This window comes from Klebsiella sp. WP8-S18-ESBL-06, from assembly GCF_014169755.1.
Classification (GTDB): Bacteria; Pseudomonadota; Gammaproteobacteria; order Enterobacterales; family Enterobacteriaceae; genus Kluyvera; species Kluyvera ascorbata_B.
In genome coordinates, this window is sequence record NZ_AP022256.1 from 1,436,844 (window position 1) to 1,453,187 (window position 16,344).

The following is a 16,344-nucleotide window of genomic DNA, read 5'->3' on the forward strand; positions in this document are numbered from 1 at the left end:
GACGTCATGGATGAGCTGCTCGCGCAGGCCGCGCGGATGGCGCAGGAGGGCATTCGCCGCCTGCTGGTGGTCAGCGGCGAGCCCGACTGGTGCGCTCAGCGGGCAGCGGCGTTTCGTGATGCCGTCGGCCCCGAGGTGCTATGGGTCGGCCCGCAGGCCGCCGCCGAGCCTTTTTGCCCACCGGGTAAATTCGCCACGCTGCTGGGACGTGAGTTCCAGCACGCTATTTTTGACGCCCGCGCGGGGTTTGACGTTTCGGCGTTTGCCGCGCTGGCCGGTACGCTGCGCGCCGGTAGCTGGTTGTTGCTGCTGGTGCCGGACCTTTCTCTCTGGCCAACCCGTGCCGATGCGGACTCGCTGCGCTGGAGCGATACGCCGGAACCTATTGCCACGCCGCATTTTGTCCACCATTTTTGCCGCACGCTAAAGAATAACCCGCAGGCGCGAATCTGGCGTCAGGGGCTGCCGCTTGCGCCGCTAAACGAGACGCCGCGCCCGCGCTGGCAACGTGCGAACGGCCAGCCCGACGGTGAACAGCTGGCGATTTTGTCGGCGCTGGCGAACGCGACTGCGCAGGTTTCCGTGGTCACGGCAGAGCGCGGTCGCGGCAAATCGGCGCTGGCCGGGATGCATATTCGCCAGATTGCCGGTTCGGCGCTGGTGACGGCGCCATCCCGCGCCTCGGCGGAGGTGATTGCCGCCTTTGCCGGCGAGCGCTTTCGTTTTATTGCCCCCGATGCGCTGTTGGCTTCCGATGAAAAGGCCGACTGGCTGGTGGTTGACGAGGCTGCCGCCATTCCGGCGCCGTTGTTACAAAAGCTGATCTCCCGTTTCCCGCACGCACTGCTGACGACCACCGTTCAAGGTTATGAAGGCACCGGGCGCGGTTTCTTGTTGAAATTTTGCGCTGCATTCCCCCAGCGGCAGGCGTTTACCCTGAGCCAGCCCATCCGCTGGGCCGCAGGATGCCCGCTGGAAGCGGTGGTTAACGAGGCGCTGATTTTTGACGATGATGCATTTAATTCTCCTCTTCAGGGGGACGTACGGCCAATCGCCGTTCCCCAATCGGCATGGCAAAGTGCACCGGCGCTGCCGCGTGCGCTGTATCAGCTGCTTTCTGGTGCCCATTACCGTACCTCACCGCTGGATCTCCGACGCATGATGGATGCACCGGGGCAGCATTTTATCAGCGCCCAGTGCGACAGCGGCCCGGCAGGCGCGCTGTGGTTGGTGGATGAAGGTGGCCTGTCGCCGGCGCTGAGCCGCGCCGTGTGGGCCGGCTTTCGCCGTCCGCGGGGTAACCTGGTGGCACAGTCGTTGGCAGCGCACGGCGGCAGTCCGTTGGCGGCGACGCTTATCGGGCGACGCATCAGCCGTATTGCAGTACATCCGCAGCGCCAGAGAGAGGGGATAGGGCAACGCCTGGTGACCCAGGCATGGCAAGAGGCGAAAGGCATTGATTACCTGTCTGTCAGCTTTGGCTATACCGACGCGCTGTGGCGTTTCTGGCAACGCTGTGGTTTTACGCTGGTGCGTATTGGCAGTCAGCGCGAAGCCAGCAGCGGCTGCTATGCGGCAATGGCCCTGCGGCCGCTGACGGCGGCGGGGGAGGCGCTGATGCAGCATGAGCATCAGCGTCTGTGCCGTGAATGGCGCTGGCTAAGCCTGTGGGTGGATGAAAAATTGCCGCTGCCGGATGCCGCAGACGCTATGCTTACTGACGATGACTGGTGGGATCTGGCTGGCTTCGCGTTTGCCCATCGCCCTCTGCTGGCGGTGCTGGCAAATCTCCATCGGCTGAGCGAGCTGGCCGAGAGTGCGATGCCTGCGCTACGTGGGCGACTGCGGGGAGAGAGTGAAGCCGCACTCTGCGCCCAGCTGGGCGTACAGGGCCGTAAGGCGCTGCTGGCGCAAATGCGCCGCGAGGCAGCACACGCGATGCGCGTTATTGATGGCGAACGCACAAACCGTTTGTCGGAACAGATCCTACAACTGCAATTTTTTTAACTGACTCATTCAGTTAAATGGCATGGTCATTATTCTGGTGCGGCGTAAACTGACCGTCAAAACCAAGGAGACAGCCATGACACACGATCATTTTGTTGTTCAAAGCCCCGCGAAGCCCGCTCAACAGCTGCTGCTGTTGTTTCATGGCGTGGGCGATAATCCGGTGGCAATGGGGGAGATCGGCAGCTGGTTTGCGCCGCTGTTCCCGGACGCGTTAATCGTCAGTATCGGCGGTGCCGAGCCGTGCGGCCCAGCGCCGGGGCGGCAGTGGTTTTCCGTACAGGGCGTGACCGAAGACAATCGTCAGGCGCGCGTTGATGCCATTATGCCGACCTTTGTTGAAACGGTGCGCTACTGGCAAAAACAGAGCGGCGTCGGTCCACAGGCCACCGCGCTGATCGGCTTTTCTCAAGGGGCGATTATGTCGCTCGAAAGCATCAAAGCCGAGCCAGGACTCGCCTCACGCGTCATTGCTTTTAACGGCCGTTATGCCACGCTGCCGCAACATGCAGATACCAGCACCACCGTTCATCTGATTCACGGTGGGGAAGACAGGGTTATCGATCTGGCCTGGGCCGTTCGCGGACAGGAAGCGCTGCTGGCAGCCGGTGGCGATGTGACGCTGGATATTGTTGACGAGCTGGGGCACGCGATTGACGATCGCAGCATGCAGTTTGCGCTCGACCATCTGCGCTATACCGTGCCGAAGCACTATTTTGATGAAGCGTTGAGCGGCAGTACGCCGAAAGACGACGATATTATCGAGATGCTATAAGAACATGTAGGCCGGAGAAGGCGTTTACGCCACCATCCGGCAATCTGCAGCGGATTGCCTGATGGCGCTACGTTTATCAGGCCTACACGATCCTGCACTATTTCTTCGGCTGGTCTTTCTTCGGCCAGTCGTCGTCATCGTCCCACTTATCGTTAAAGTCGCGATGCGGTGGCAGTTCCGGCTTATCGGCAAGGAATTTTTTATGATCGACGCGGCTAAGATCCTTAATCACGTTGATAATGACCCCCGCCAGAAACACCAGCACCAGAATCCACCAGTATTTTGTCAGCCAATCCATGCGTGTTACCTCTTATGTTATGCCGTCAGGCGACAAGTTGTTCCATGATACGCTGATACATCCGCGCCAGCATCTGCAGGTCGGCGGCGTTCACACATTCGTTGATTTTATGAATGGTGGCGTTCACCGGCCCCAGTTCAACAACCTGTGCACCCATCCGGGCGATAAAGCGGCCATCTGACGTTCCACCGGTGGTCAGCAGCTGCGGTTCTATTTCATTATAGTGCGCAATGGCATTGACTACGGCGTCAACCAGTTTACCGCGGGCGGTCAGGAACGGCTGGCCGGAGATCCACCAGTCCACGCTGTAGCGCAGCTGGTGTTTCTCCAACAGGGCGATAACGCGTTCTTTGATCATCTCGTCGGTCAGTTCGGTGCTGAAGCGGAAGTTGAACTGGACGAACAGATCGCCTGGGATCACGTTGTTGCTACCGGTACCCGCCTTGATGTTGGCAATCTGCATGCTGGTTGGCGGGAAGAATTCATTGCCCTGGTCCCATTCGATAGACACCAGCTCGTTCATCCACGGCGCGGCGCGGTGAACCGGGTTGTCGGCAAGGTGCGGATAGGCAACATGGCCCTGCACGCCGTGAATCGTCAGGTTACAGGTCATCGAGCCGCGACGGCCGTTTTTCACAACGTCGCCCACGACCTCGGTGCTGGAGGGTTCGCCGACCAGACAGTAGTCCAGGCGCTCGTTGCGCGCCATCAGCGCTTCGACCACCTTCACGGTACCGTGGGTAGCGCTCGCCTCTTCATCGGAGGTGATGAGGAACGCCAGGCGGCCTTGATGGTTTGGATGCTGGGCGACAAACCGTTCGGCGGCAACTACCATCGCAGCCAGCGAGCCTTTCATGTCGGCCGCGCCGCGACCAAACAGCATTCCGTCGCGAATCGTAGGTTCGAACGGCGGATTAATCCAACGGTCGGCGTCGCCGGCGGGTACCACATCGGTGTGGCCAGCAAACGCCAGGGTTTCCCCTTTGCCGCGCCATGCCCAGAAGTTCTGGGTATCGCCAAAATCCATCGGTTCAACGGTAAACCCGATTGCGCGCAGGCGTTCAATCATTAATGCCTGACAGCCCGCGTCATCCGGGCTAAGAGAAGGGCGGCGAATAAGCTGCTGAGCCAGCTCAATGACTGGGCAAGACATAAACTAAACCTCGTTATTGTTCGTTATCTGCAAAAAGTCAAAACGGGCGACGGCGTTAACGCGTCTGCGCGAGCCACTGACCATAGCTGGCGTCACTAAAACCCAGCAGCATAGGCTGTGCGGGCGCGTAGAGCAATGGGCGTTTGATGATTGCCGGCATTTCCAGCATTAGCGCGGCGGCGGCATCGGCGTTGTCGATCCCCGCACGAACCTGCTCGTCCAGCTTACGCCAGGTCGTACCGCGCGTATTCAGCAGCGCTTGCCAGCCGAGTTCGGCAATAAAGGACGCCAGCAGTTCTGGCGTCAGACCGTCGACGCGGTAGTCGTGGAAACGATATTCAACCTGGTGGTCATCCAGCCAACGACGGGCTTTTTTTATCGTGTCGCAGTTTTTTATTCCATAGAGGATGGTCATGTTCCACCTTTATATCAACCGGTTTTAGGGACTCGAATATACACGGAATTCCGGCGGCTGCCTGTTTTAATTTTGCTGCCGCAAATTGGCTAAAAATCATGCAGTTTATTGCGCTAATTACGCAGAAAGTCGCAGATGATTTGCTTTGACATAGCGTAAATTTTTATCATAACATTCACACTTCGATAACTATTTCAGAATATTGCTGTCCGTCACATTAAATGTCCACATTCCGGCCCATAGTGGCTTCAAGCAGTAAACAAATGTTGGCAGCGGCAATTAAAGTAATCGGATTAACCGTATTCACAGGTCATACGACAGTACGTAAAATACGCATAATAATAAGAGAGGTAGTTATGATCGAACGTGAACTAGGGAAGGTGCGAACAAGTTCCTGATATGAGATCATCATGTTCATCCGGAGCGCATCCCAGAGGGACATCATGAGCCATCAACTCACCTTCGCCGATAGTGAATTCAGCACTAAGCGCCGTCAGACCCGAAAAGAGATTTTCCTCTCCCGCATGGAGCATATTCTGCCATGGCAGAATATGACCGCTGTCATCGAGCCGTTTTATCCCAAGGCGGGCAATGGCCGACGGCCCTATCCGCTGGAGACCATGCTGCGTATTCACTGCATGCAGCATTGGTACAACCTGAGCGACGGTGCCATGGAAGATGCCCTGTACGAAATCGCCTCCATGCGCCTGTTTGCCCGATTATCCCTGGATAGCGCCCTGCCGGATCGCACCACCATCATGAATTTCCGCCACCTGCTCGAGCAGCATCAACTGGCCCGTCAATTGTTCAAGACCATCAATCGCTGGCTGGCCGAAGCAGGCGTCATGATGACCCAAGGCACTTTGGTGGATGCCACCATCATTGAGGCACCCAGCTCTACCAAGAACAAAGAGCAGCAACGCGATCCGGAGATGCATCAGACCAAGAAAGGCAATCAGTGGCACTTTGGCATGAAGGCCCACATTGGTGTCGATGCCAAGAGTGGCCTGACCCACAGCCTAGTCACCACCGCGGCCAACGAGCATGACCTCAATCAGCTGAGTAATCTGCTTCATGGAGAGGAGCAATTTGTCTCAGCCGATGCCGGCTACCAAGGAGCGCCACAGCGCGAGGAGCTGGCCGAGGTGGATGTGGACTGGCTGATCGCCGAGCGTCCCGGCAAGGTAAAAACCTTGAAGCAGCATCCGCGCAAGAACAAAACGGCCATCAACATCGAATACATGAAAGCCAGCATCCGTGCCAAGGTGGAGCACCCGTTTCGCATCATCAAGCGGCAGTTCGGCTTCGTGAAAGCCAGATACAAGGGGCTGCTGAAAAATGATAACCAACTGGCGATGTTATTCACCCTGGCCAACCTGTTTCGGGTGGACCAAATGATACGTCAGTGGGAGAGATCTCACTAAAAACCGGAAATAACGCCAGAAATGGCGGAAAAAATAGCCTAAATAGGCTGATTCGATGTGTTTGCGGGAAAAAAATCGGCCCAGATCCGCGAAATTTTAATCAGCGAGTCAGCTTTGGAAGAAATGACCTGCTTATTCGCACCTTCCCTAGGGAACTGGAAAGATTTTATCGAAGTGATGCTTCGTAAATAATTTTCAGCAATGTGAGTGACAAGGCGCTGTGTTCTTTCAATAACCAAGACGGTGTTGTTTGCAGTACAGAGTATAAGCATCACATAAAGATAAAAGGCGACATCCTGTGTCGCCTTTTTTTGTGGCTGCGTGAACCCCTCCTGCGAGGGGCTGAGGACTTATTCCTGCTTTTCTTTCAGCGGGAAGCGTCGACGCACCAGCACAAAGAACAGCGGCACGAAGAAGATAGCCAGCACCGTGGCGGATATCATCCCGCCAACTACGCCGGTGCCTACCGCGTGCTGGCCGCCTGAGCCCGCGCCGGTGGTGAGCGCCATTGGCAGCACGCCGAAGATAAATGCCAGCGACGTCATCAGAATCGGGCGCAGACGCTGGCGGCAGGCTTCGAGCGTTGCCGACATCAGGTCTTCGCCTTTCTGGTTCATTTCGTTGGCAAATTCAACAATCAGGATGGCGTTCTTTGCCGAGAGCCCGATGACGGTCAGGAGCCCTACCTGGAAGTAGACGTCGTTCTCCAGGCCGCGCATCCAGGTGGCCAGCAGCGCGCCGATAACTCCCAGCGGGACAACCAGCATCACCGAGAATGGCACCGACCAGCTTTCATACAGCGCCGCCAGACACAGGAACACCACCAGCAGTGAAATAGCGTACAGCGCCGGCGCCTGCGCGCCGGAGAGGCGTTCCTGGTAAGACATCGCCGTCCATTCCAGGCCAAAGCCGGAAGGCAGCTGCTGCACCAGATTCTCCATGACATCCATTGCCGTACCGGTGCTGACGCCCGGCGCGGCTTCGCCGACAATCTCTACCGCCGAATAGCCGTTATAGCGTTCCAGACGCGGTGAGCCCGTTTCCCAGAGAGAGGTGGCGAAGGCGGAGAAGGGCACCATCTGGCCCGCGCTGTTGCGCACATACCACAGGTTGATATCGTCCGGCAGCATGCGGTATTTCGCCGCGGCCTGCACGTAGACTTTCTTCACGCGCCCGCGATCCATAAAGTCATTCACGTAGCTTGAGCCCCATGCGGTTTGCAGCGTGTCGTTGATGTCGTCGATAGAGACGCCTAGCGCCTGCGCTTTGCGTTGATCGATATCGATTTGCAGCTGCGGGCTGTCGTCGAGGCCGTTATGGCGCACGCGGGTCAGCTGCGGGTCCTGGCCCGCCAGCTCAAGCAGCTTGTCGCGTGCCGCCATCAGCGCGTCGTGTCCGGCGCCGCCGTGGTCCTGAAGCTCCATATCGAAGCCTGCGGAACTGCCCAGGCCGCTGATGGCCGGTGGGCTACTGGCGTAGACGCGCGCTTCCTTGATTTTGTTGAGCGCTTTGGTGGCGCGCTCGATAATGGCAAATGAGGTGCCGGTAGTGCTGTCGCGCTGGTCCCAATCTTTCAGGCGCACAAACATACGCGCCACGTTCTGGCCGTTACCACCCGGGCCGGAGCCGATGGTCGCAAAGATAGAGGTAACGTTGTCCGGCTCATTTTTAAAGAAGTAGTCTTCGACTTTCTCAACCACCTTCAGCGTCTGCTGCTGGGTTGCACCGCTGGGTAGCTGTACCGAGGTGGTAAACATTCCGCGGTCTTCCAGCGGCAGGAAAGAAGAGGGCAGACGCAGGAACAGGAACACCATTCCGCCGAGGAGCACGACGTAAATCAGCATCCAGCGTACGCTGCGATGCAGAATTTTCGCTACGCCGGATTCATAGCGACGCGCGCTGGCGTCGAAGCTGCGGTTGAACCAGCCGAAGAAACCTTTCGTGCCGTGGGTTTCGCCTTTATGTACAGGCTTAAGGAGAGTGGCGCACAACGCGGGCGTAAGGATCATCGCCACCAGCACCGACAGCACCATGGCCGAAACGATCGTAATGGAAAACTGGCGATAGATAGCCCCGGTGGTACCGCCGAAGAAGGCCATCGGAATAAACACGGCCGACAGCACCATGGCGATACCGACCAGCGCCCCCTGAATCTGGCCCATTGATTTTCGCGTGGCCTGCCTTGGCGAGAGCCCTTCGGTGCTCATGATACGCTCAACGTTTTCTACCACCACGATGGCGTCATCTACCAGCAGGCCGATGGCGAGCACCATGGCGAACATCGTCAGGGTGTTAATACTGTAGCCACAGGCGTACAGCACCGAGAAGGTTCCCATCAGCACCACCGGCACGGCGATGGTTGGAATCAGCGTTGCACGGAAGTTCTGTAAGAACAGATACATGACCAGGAACACGAGCAGAATGGCTTCCAGCAGCGTTTTCACCACGTCTTTAATCGACGCCTTCACGAAGGAGGTGGTTTCGTAAGCGACTTTGTATTCCAGCCCGTGCGGGAAGTAGGCCTTCAGTTCATCCAGACGCTGAATCACGCGCTCGGCGGTGGCCATTTCGTTAGCCCCGGAGGCAAGCTTAATCCCCAGACCAGAGGCCGGGTTACGGTTGTAGCGGCTAAGGTAGTCATACTTTTCGGCGCCCATTTCGACGGTGGCGACGTCGCCCAGCGTCACTTCTGAACCGTCCTGATTGACGCGCAGCGTGATATTACGGAACTGCTGCGGCGTTTGCAGCAGAGACTGGGCGTTGATGGTTGCGTTCAGCGCCTGTTTATCAACCGACGGCGTGCCGCCTAGCTGCCCGACGGCAATCTGCGCGTTCTGGGATTTAATCGCGCTGGTAACGTCGGCAGCCGTCATCTGATAGCTATTGAGCTTGGCCGGGTCGAGCCAAATACGCATGGAGTATTGGGAACCGTAGGCGTCAATATCGCCCACGCCGTCGACGCGGCTAAGCGGATCCTGAATGTTACTGGCGACATAGTCGGAAATATCTTGCTTATCCATGCTGCCATCGGTAGAGACGAAGGCGATGGTCAGAATATTGGTATCCCCGGTTTTACGTACCGTTACGCCCTGATTTTGTACCGCCTGCGGGAGTTTGTTCATCGCGGTTTGTAGCTGGTTTTGCACCTGCTGTACCGCTTCATCCGGGTTGGTACCGGCGACGAAACTGAGGGTAATGCTGGCCTGACCGGTGGCGCTGCTCTGGGATGACATATACATCAGGTTATCGATGCCGGTCATATTCTGCTCGAGAACCTGCGTTACGGTATTCTCCAGCGTTTGCGCGGACGCGCCGGGATAGTTCGCCGTCACGCGAACGTTGGGAGGAGCGAGGTCGGGGTATTGCTCTACCGGTAAAGAAAAAATCGCCAGGGCCCCGGTAAGGCATAGCAGAATTGCCAGCACCCAGGCAAAAATGGGGCGATCGATGAAGAAATTCGCCATCAGGATCCAAACCTCGTGTTGTTCATTTTTTTTACGTACAGAATTGCGAGAAACACTGTAGCCGTAAGGCTCTCAGCAATCGTGGAGAAAAAAAGGAGATAATGTAAATTATCATGCCGCTTTTACGAAAGCTTTGCATAGCATGACGTAAGCGGCTTAAAGCCAATGAAACGTAATTTCATTTAAGATGAAATTTTTTGATCTGCCACAGCTAACCGACAAATAGTCGCGAATTCTGGACAAATGGACATTGCCTGTACGGTAGCTCCTCGGCTAATAAATAGGGCTTATAAATATAAGGTTTTATAACCATAGGCTGAGAGAGTATGAACCGTTTTATTCGGGTGGATAGCCAAAAATGTATTGGATGTAGAGCATGTGAAGTGGCCTGTGTGATGTCGCATAACGATGAGCAACATGTGCTCGACGTCGCGCAGTTTTTGCCGCGCATCACGGTCGTCAAAATGAATCAACAACGTGGCGCTGCGACCTGCCATCATTGTGAGGACGCCCCCTGCGCCCGCAGCTGCCCGAATGGCGCCATTCGTCAGGTCGATGACGCCATCCAGGTCGATCAGGCAAAGTGTATTGGCTGTAAATCCTGCGCCGTCGCTTGCCCGTTTGGCACCATGCAGATAGTCCTGGCGCCCGCAGCCGATGGCCGTGTCAAAGCCACCGCGCACAAATGTGACCTTTGTCAGACACGTCCGGGTGGACCGGCCTGCGTGGAAAACTGTCCGGCAGACGCGCTGCAGCTGATGACCAGCCAGCAGTTAACTGAGATTGCCCGCACCCGTCGTCTGCAGACGGCCTGTCGCGAAGCGCAGCCGTGGCATGGCGATACCCGGGCCGTAGCGCCCATCGCGCAGCGCAGCAAGGTGCAGCAGATGGCGCAAACGCCCGCGCGCGGCGAAGCTGATAAACTCAACCTGGCGGAACGTAAAACCGGTTTTGGCGAAATCTATTTGCCGCTGCGTGAAGATCAGGCTCAGCAGGCCTCCTCGCGCTGCCTGAGCTGCGGCGAGCACAGCGTCTGCGAATGGACCTGCCCGCTGCACAACCATATTCCACAGTGGATTGCGCGGGTGAACGCTGGCGATATCGATGCGGCGGTGGAGTTGTCGCATCAGACCAACCCGCTGCCGGAGATTACCGGCCGCGTTTGCCCGCAGGACCGACTCTGCGAAGGGGCTTGTACTATCCGTGACGAACACGGTGCAGTGACCATCGGTAATATTGAACGCTATATCTCCGATCGTGCGCTGGCCAAAGGCTGGCGGCCGGATATCGGCAATGTTGTCAGCAGCGGCAAGCGGGTGGCGATTATCGGTGCCGGGCCTGCGGGGCTGGCGTGTGCCGATATTCTGGTGCGCCAGGGCGTTGAGCCGGTGGTATTCGATCGCCATCCGGAAATCGGCGGCCTGCTGACCTTTGGCATTCCGGCGTTCAAGCTGGATAAATCGCTGATGGCCCGCCGCCGTGAAATTTTCACCGAGATGGGTATCCGCTTTGAGCTGAACTGCGAGATTGGCGTAGACATCACGCTGGACACGCTGCTGAATGACTACGACGCAGTGTTCGTCGGCGTGGGGACCTATCGTTCCATGAAGGCCAACTTGCCGAATGAGGACACGCCCGGCGTGTATGACGCGCTGCCGTTCCTGATTGCCAACACCAAGCAGGTGATGGGGCTCGGCGAGTTACCTGATGAACCGTATATCAACACCCAGGGGCTGAACGTGGTCGTGCTCGGCGGCGGTGATACGGCGATGGACTGCGTGCGTACCGCACTGCGTCACGGGGCAGAAAAAGTGACCTGCGCCTATCGTCGCGATGAAGCCAACATGCCGGGTTCGAAAAAAGAGGTCAAAAACGCTAAGGAAGAGGGGGCCGAGTTTGAATTCAACGTCCAGCCCGTGACCCTTGAACTGGATACCAGCGGCCGCGTGTGCGGCGTGCGCTTCCTGCGGACTCAGCTCGGCGAACCGGACGGCCAGGGGCGTCGCCGCCCGACACCCATTCCCGGCAGCGAGTTTGTGATGCCTGCAGATGCGGTGATCATGGCGTTTGGTTTCCATCCGCACAGCATGCCATGGCTGAACGCGCAGGGCGTTGAGGTGGACGACTGGGGACGCATTCGTGCGAACGTGCATTCGCGCTATCGCTATCAGACCTCGAACCCCAAAATTTTTGCCGGCGGCGATGCGGTGCGCGGGGCCGACCTGGTGGTGACGGCCATGGCGGAAGGGCGCCATGCGGCGCAGGGGATCCTCGACTGGCTGGGCGTAAAAGTGACTCGCGCGCATTGACGATACCCGGGCTTCACGGCGTAATATGGCGCGAAAGCGTTATCGCCGTGGAGCCCACATGTCCCTTAATATCAACGTCATCAAAGATCAAATCCTCTCTGACAACTACTTTGTCCTGCGCAATATTACCTACGATTTAACGCAGAAAAACGGTACGGTCGTGCGCCATAAGCGTGAAGTTTACGATCGCGGCAACGGCGCGACGGTGCTGCTGTACAACAGCCAAAAAAAGAGCGTGGTGCTGGTGCGCCAGTTCCGCGTGGCAACCTGGGTGAACGGCAATGCCGACGGTATGCTGATTGAAGCCTGCGCCGGGCTGCTCGACGACGACGATCCGGAAACCTGCATCCGCAAAGAGGCCATCGAAGAGACTGGCTACCAGGTGAGTCACGTACGTAAGGTCTTTCAACTGTATATGTCGCCGGGCGGCGTGACCGAAATCATCCATTTCTTTATCGCGCAATACGATGACCGCCTGCGCGATAACGCCGGCGGCGGGGTCGATGATGAAGATATTGACGTGCTGGAACTGCCGTTTTCCCAGGCGCTGGAAAAGGTGCGCAGCGGCGAAATTTGCGACGGTAAGACGGTGATTTTACTTCAGTATCTTCATGCATCCGGCCTGATGGCGTAATTTTGCCTGTAGCTCAATCCGATAAATCCGATTGAGGGTTGCCGCTTCGTCATCCAGGATAGCCCCGGTAAGTTGATGCTTTTTTCTTCTGGGGTTGTACCGTCCATGCGTTACCGCGTTTTCCTTTTTATCTTCTGCATCGGGTGGCTCCCGACGTCGTCGACGTGGGCGGCGCCGGCGCAGCAGCTTTTCTCCGATTGGTTAGTCACCTGCAATAATCAAAATTTCTGCGTGACCCGCAACGTAGGCCTGCACTATGGGCTGGTGATGACGTTAAGCCGTAGCGCCGGGGCGCATACCGATGCGCAGCTGCGCATTGAGCTGGGCGGGCTGGTTAATCCGGTGGCGACCGTACCGGCGATTGAACCGCGGTTGCTGCTTGACGGTAAGCCGCTGAAGCTGAATGGTGAACGATGGAAAGTTCAGCCGAAGCTGTTGACGACCGGCGATAGCGCCACGATCGATGCTTTCCTGCAGCTGATTCAGGATGCCCACGCGATGACCCTGGCGAGGGGCGTTCAGGTCATTTCATTGCAGGGGTTGAAGGCGGCACTGCTGTTTATCGACGCGCGCCAAAAACGGGTGGGCAATGAAACCGCGTGGGTAAGAAAAGGCGACGAGCCCCCGCTCAGCGTGCCGCCCGCGCCGGCGCTTAAGGCGGTGGCAAAAGTGAATGCCGCGCCGACGCCGTTGGGTCATGATGAGTACAACGACCTGCTGGATTTTGCCACCTGGCGGATGAACAACGTGCAGTGTTCACTCGACCCCCTGCGTCGTGAAGTGTGGGTGACGGCGCTGACCGATGATAAGGCGCTGATCATGACCAGCTGCGAGTCTGGCGCTTATAACACCTTCTACCGTGCCTGGCTGGTGTCGCGAAAAAAACCGTTTGTGACGACGCCGATTCGCCTGCGTCTGCCGTTTGTGCCTTCCGGCAGCGAAGGGCGTGATATTGAGCTGGTCAATCTCACGTACAACGAAAAAAGCCGCGAGCTGGTGACGCTTGAAAAAGGCCGCGGCCTTGCCGACTGCGGTGTACAAACGCGCTGGCGCTACGACGGCCAGCGTTTTCGCCTGGTGCGCTACGCCGCGCAGCCGCAGTGTGATAACTGGCAGGGGCCAGACGCCTGGGCAACACAGTGGGTTTCCGGCTAACATTTTTCCCTTCCTCTGCGCCGCCTGATGACGGCGCATTCCCCCTATATCCTCGTGCGTCTAGCCTATCAACGTAATGATTAATTTAGCTATTCAGGATGATGGCTGAACATTATCGCGGTGAGGCATGATGATGCCAGGAAATGGCCAGACGCTTTGCCCATAGCCATTAGGTTATGGCTGGCATAACAAAAAAGCATATCTGGAAATCATGATCTTACTATCGATACTTGATAACATGTCAGACATAAATAGATAACAAAGACAGGCGTGTTCGCAAGAGTATGGCGGCCTTCAAAGTTTACCGGGCGGCCACAGGCGATACTAGGCGCTTCCCTTCGGGAGTGCATCAGGACGTAATTGCGCTTCACCCTTTTAGTTCGATACGTGAAAGGAACCCTAAATGGACGACCAATTAAAACAAAGTGCCCTCGATTTCCATGAATTCCCCATTCCAGGTAAAATTCAGGTCTCTCCCACCAAGCCGTTAGCCACCCAACGCGACCTTGCGCTGGCCTATTCGCCGGGCGTTGCCGCACCGTGTCTTGAAATTGAAAAAGACCCGCTGGCGGCCTACAAATATACCGCGCGTGGCAACCTGGTGGCGGTGGTGTCAAACGGCACCGCGGTGCTCGGCCTCGGCAATATTGGCGCGCTGGCCGGTAAGCCGGTGATGGAAGGTAAGGGCGTTTTGTTCAAGAAGTTCGCCGGTATTGACGTTTTCGATATCGAAGTGGATGAGACTAATCCGGACAAATTTATCGACGTGGTGGCGGCGCTGGAGCCGACCTTTGGCGGCATCAACCTCGAAGACATTAAAGCGCCGGAATGCTTCTACATTGAGCAGCAGCTGCGCGAACGTATGAACATTCCGGTGTTCCACGACGACCAGCACGGCACGGCGATTATCAGTACCGCCGCTATTCTTAACGGCCTGCGCGTGGTGGAGAAAAATATCTCCGATGTTCGCATGGTGGTTTCCGGCGCTGGCGCCGCAGCGATTGCCTGTATGAACCTGCTGGTGGCGCTGGGGATGCAGAAACACAACATTGTGGTCTGCGACTCCAAAGGCGTTATCTACGAAGGCCGAGAGCCGAACATGGCGGAAACCAAGGCGGCTTATGCGGTGAAAGATAATGGCAAACGCTCGCTGGACGATGTGATTGCCGACGCGGATATCTTCCTTGGCTGCTCTGGCCCGAAAGTGCTGACCCAGGAGATGGTGAAGAAGATGGCCCGCGCGCCGATGATCCTTGCGCTGGCGAACCCGGAACCGGAAATACTGCCGCCGCTGGCCAAAGAAGTGCGCCCGGACGCCATCATCTGTACCGGCCGTTCCGACTACCCGAACCAGGTTAACAACGTCCTGTGCTTCCCGTTCATCTTCCGCGGCGCGCTGGACGTCGGCGCGACGGCCATCAACGAAGAGATGAAGCTGGCGGCCGTTCACGCTATCGCCGAGCTGGCCCATGCCGAGCAGAGTGAAGTGGTGGCTTCCGCCTACGGCGATCAGGATCTGAGCTTTGGCGCGGAATACATCATTCCTAAACCGTTCGATCCGCGCCTGATCGTGAAGATCGCCCCGGCCGTTGCTAAGGCGGCGATGGACTCTGGCGTCGCGACGCGCCCGATTGCTGATTTCGATGCCTACATCGAAAAACTGAGCGAGTTCGTCTATAAAACCAACCTGTTTATGAAGCCTATCTTCTCGCAGGCGCGCAAAGAGCCGAAGCGCATCGTGCTGGCGGAAGGGGAAGATACCCGCGTGCTGCACGCGACGCAGGAGCTGATCACTCTGGGGCTGGCAAAGCCGATTCTGATTGGTCGCCCGAGCGTGATTGAAATGCGTATTCAGAAGCTGGGGCTGCAAATTAAACCGGGCGTTGACTTTGAAATCGTCAATAACGAATCCGACCCGCGCTTTAAGGAGTACTGGCAGGAATACTACAGCCTGATGAAGCGCCGCGGCATCACTCAGGAACAGGCGCAGCGCGAGATGCGCAGTAACACCACGGCTATCGGCTCGATTATGGTACTGCGCGGGGAAGCCGACGGTATGATCTGCGGCACCATCGGTGACTACCATGAGCACTTCAGCGCCGTGAAACCGCTGTTTGGCTACCGTGACGGCGTACATACCGCCGGAGCAATGAACGCGCTGCTGCTGCCGAGCGGCAACACCTTTATTGCCGATACCTACGTCAATAACGATCCTACGCCGGAGCAGATCGCCGAAATCGCCCTGATGGCGGCGGAAAGCGTGCGTCGTTTCGGTATTGAACCGCGCGTGGCGCTGCTGTCGCATTCCAACTTTGGCTCTTCCGATTGCCCGTCGGCCAGCAAAATGCGTGACGCGCTGGAGCTGGTGAAGGCGCGCGCGCCGGAGCTGATGATTGACGGCGAAATGCACGGCGATGCCGCGCTGGTCGAAAGCATCCGCAACGACCGTATGCCGGACAGCCCGCTGAAAGGCTCGGCGAATATACTGGTGATGCCGAATATGGAAGCCGCGCGTATCAGCTATAACCTGCTGCGAGTCTCCAGTTCGGAAGGGGTGACCGTTGGGCCGGTGCTGATGGGCGTGTCGAAGCCGGTGCACATCCTGACGCCGATCGCTTCCGTACGCCGTATCGTCAACATGGTGGCGTTGGCGGTGGTCGAAGCGCAGACTCAGCCGCTGTAAAATAAAAGGCCCCGGAATTCCGGGGCC

The 16,344-nt window shown here is 57.4% G+C and carries 12 protein-coding genes; 8 read left to right on the forward strand and 4 right to left on the reverse strand.

All coding sequences use genetic code 11. From position 1 onward, the window contains the following. The first annotated feature begins 6 nt into the window (after positions 1 to 6). Both H7R76_RS06820 and ypfH read left to right on the forward strand, forming a co-directional pair. Positions 7 to 2,007, forward strand: coding sequence for a tRNA(Met) cytidine acetyltransferase TmcA (locus tag H7R76_RS06820; RefSeq protein ID WP_286187626.1), 2,001 nt, complete (start codon positions 7 to 9; stop codon positions 2,005 to 2,007). Positions 2,008 to 2,083: 76 nt separating this feature from the next. Beyond that, a complete protein-coding gene (ypfH, locus tag H7R76_RS06825; protein WP_106924436.1) occupies positions 2,084 to 2,782 on the forward strand; it encodes an esterase in 699 nt (232 codons plus the stop codon). 97 nt (positions 2,783 to 2,879) lie between these two features. Here ypfH and H7R76_RS06830 read toward each other — a convergent pair whose 3' ends face one another. The 3 genes from H7R76_RS06830 to H7R76_RS06840 are packed head-to-tail and all read right to left on the reverse strand — an operon-like array spanning position 2,880 to position 4,648. After that, positions 2,880 to 3,080: a YpfN family protein gene (locus H7R76_RS06830; RefSeq protein ID WP_106924151.1), complete on the reverse strand. Its 201-nt coding sequence runs from the start codon at positions 3,078 to 3,080 to the stop codon at positions 2,880 to 2,882. Between the two features lie 25 nt (positions 3,081 to 3,105). Then, positions 3,106 to 4,233, reverse strand: coding sequence for a succinyl-diaminopimelate desuccinylase (gene dapE, locus H7R76_RS06835; RefSeq protein ID WP_106924152.1), 1,128 nt, complete (start codon positions 4,231 to 4,233; stop codon positions 3,106 to 3,108). 55 nt (positions 4,234 to 4,288) lie between these two features. Beyond that, a complete protein-coding gene (locus H7R76_RS06840) occupies positions 4,289 to 4,648 on the reverse strand; it encodes an ArsC family reductase (protein ID WP_106924153.1) in 360 nt (119 codons plus the stop codon). A 443-nt stretch (positions 4,649 to 5,091) separates the two neighbouring features. Between H7R76_RS06840 and H7R76_RS06845 the strand changes: the two genes are divergently transcribed. Beyond that, positions 5,092 to 6,072: an IS5-like element ISKpn26 family transposase gene (locus H7R76_RS06845; RefSeq protein ID WP_182930037.1), complete on the forward strand. Its 981-nt coding sequence runs from the start codon at positions 5,092 to 5,094 to the stop codon at positions 6,070 to 6,072. 123 nt (positions 6,073 to 6,195) lie between these two features. After that, positions 6,196 to 6,264, forward strand: coding sequence for a protein YpfM (gene ypfM / locus H7R76_RS25110; protein WP_227673970.1), 69 nt, complete (start codon positions 6,196 to 6,198; stop codon positions 6,262 to 6,264). A 158-nt stretch (positions 6,265 to 6,422) separates the two neighbouring features. Here the strand turns inward: ypfM and acrD are convergent, their stop codons facing one another. Then, the gene (gene acrD, locus H7R76_RS06855; protein ID WP_182967307.1) at positions 6,423 to 9,536 is read right to left on the reverse strand and encodes a multidrug efflux RND transporter permease AcrD; all 3,114 of its coding nucleotides are present in this window, start codon (positions 9,534 to 9,536) and stop codon (positions 6,423 to 6,425) included. A gap of 326 nt (positions 9,537 to 9,862) precedes the next feature. On the opposite strand from acrD, the gene aegA reads away from it, so the two are divergent. From aegA to maeB, 4 genes are all read left to right on the forward strand, one after another. Next, a complete protein-coding gene (aegA, locus tag H7R76_RS06860) occupies positions 9,863 to 11,845 on the forward strand; it encodes a formate-dependent uric acid utilization protein AegA (RefSeq protein WP_182967309.1) in 1,983 nt (660 codons plus the stop codon). Between the two features lie 58 nt (positions 11,846 to 11,903). After that, positions 11,904 to 12,479: a GDP-mannose pyrophosphatase NudK gene (nudK, locus tag H7R76_RS06865; RefSeq protein ID WP_106924156.1), complete on the forward strand. Its 576-nt coding sequence runs from the start codon at positions 11,904 to 11,906 to the stop codon at positions 12,477 to 12,479. A 105-nt stretch (positions 12,480 to 12,584) separates the two neighbouring features. Then, the gene (locus tag H7R76_RS06870; RefSeq protein ID WP_106924157.1) at positions 12,585 to 13,634 is read left to right on the forward strand and encodes a DUF1176 domain-containing protein; all 1,050 of its coding nucleotides are present in this window, start codon (positions 12,585 to 12,587) and stop codon (positions 13,632 to 13,634) included. Between the two features lie 403 nt (positions 13,635 to 14,037). After that, a complete protein-coding gene (gene maeB, locus H7R76_RS06875; protein WP_182967311.1) occupies positions 14,038 to 16,317 on the forward strand; it encodes an NADP-dependent oxaloacetate-decarboxylating malate dehydrogenase in 2,280 nt (759 codons plus the stop codon). Positions 16,318 to 16,344: the final 27 nt, after the last annotated feature.

Excerpts from the sequence above, each read along its gene's own strand:
- aegA (WP_182967309.1), top strand. The coding sequence starts at position 9,863 with ATGAACCGTTTTATTCGGGTGGATAGCCAAAAATGTATTGGATGTAGA.
- maeB (WP_182967311.1), top strand. The coding sequence starts at position 14,038 with ATGGACGACCAATTAAAACAAAGTGCCCTCGATTTCCATGAATTCCCC.
- H7R76_RS06830 (WP_106924151.1), bottom strand. The coding sequence starts at position 3,080 with ATGGATTGGCTGACAAAATACTGGTGGATTCTGGTGCTGGTGTTTCTG.
- ypfH (WP_106924436.1), top strand. The coding sequence starts at position 2,084 with ATGACACACGATCATTTTGTTGTTCAAAGCCCCGCGAAGCCCGCTCAA.
- H7R76_RS06820 (WP_286187626.1), top strand. The coding sequence starts at position 7 with ATGGATGAGCTGCTCGCGCAGGCCGCGCGGATGGCGCAGGAGGGCATT.
- H7R76_RS06845 (WP_182930037.1), top strand. The coding sequence starts at position 5,092 with ATGAGCCATCAACTCACCTTCGCCGATAGTGAATTCAGCACTAAGCGC.
- nudK (WP_106924156.1), top strand. The coding sequence starts at position 11,904 with ATGTCCCTTAATATCAACGTCATCAAAGATCAAATCCTCTCTGACAAC.
- dapE (WP_106924152.1), bottom strand. The coding sequence starts at position 4,233 with ATGTCTTGCCCAGTCATTGAGCTGGCTCAGCAGCTTATTCGCCGCCCT.
- acrD (WP_182967307.1), bottom strand. The coding sequence starts at position 9,536 with ATGGCGAATTTCTTCATCGATCGCCCCATTTTTGCCTGGGTGCTGGCA.
- H7R76_RS06870 (WP_106924157.1), top strand. The coding sequence starts at position 12,585 with ATGCGTTACCGCGTTTTCCTTTTTATCTTCTGCATCGGGTGGCTCCCG.
- H7R76_RS06840 (WP_106924153.1), bottom strand. The coding sequence starts at position 4,648 with ATGACCATCCTCTATGGAATAAAAAACTGCGACACGATAAAAAAAGCC.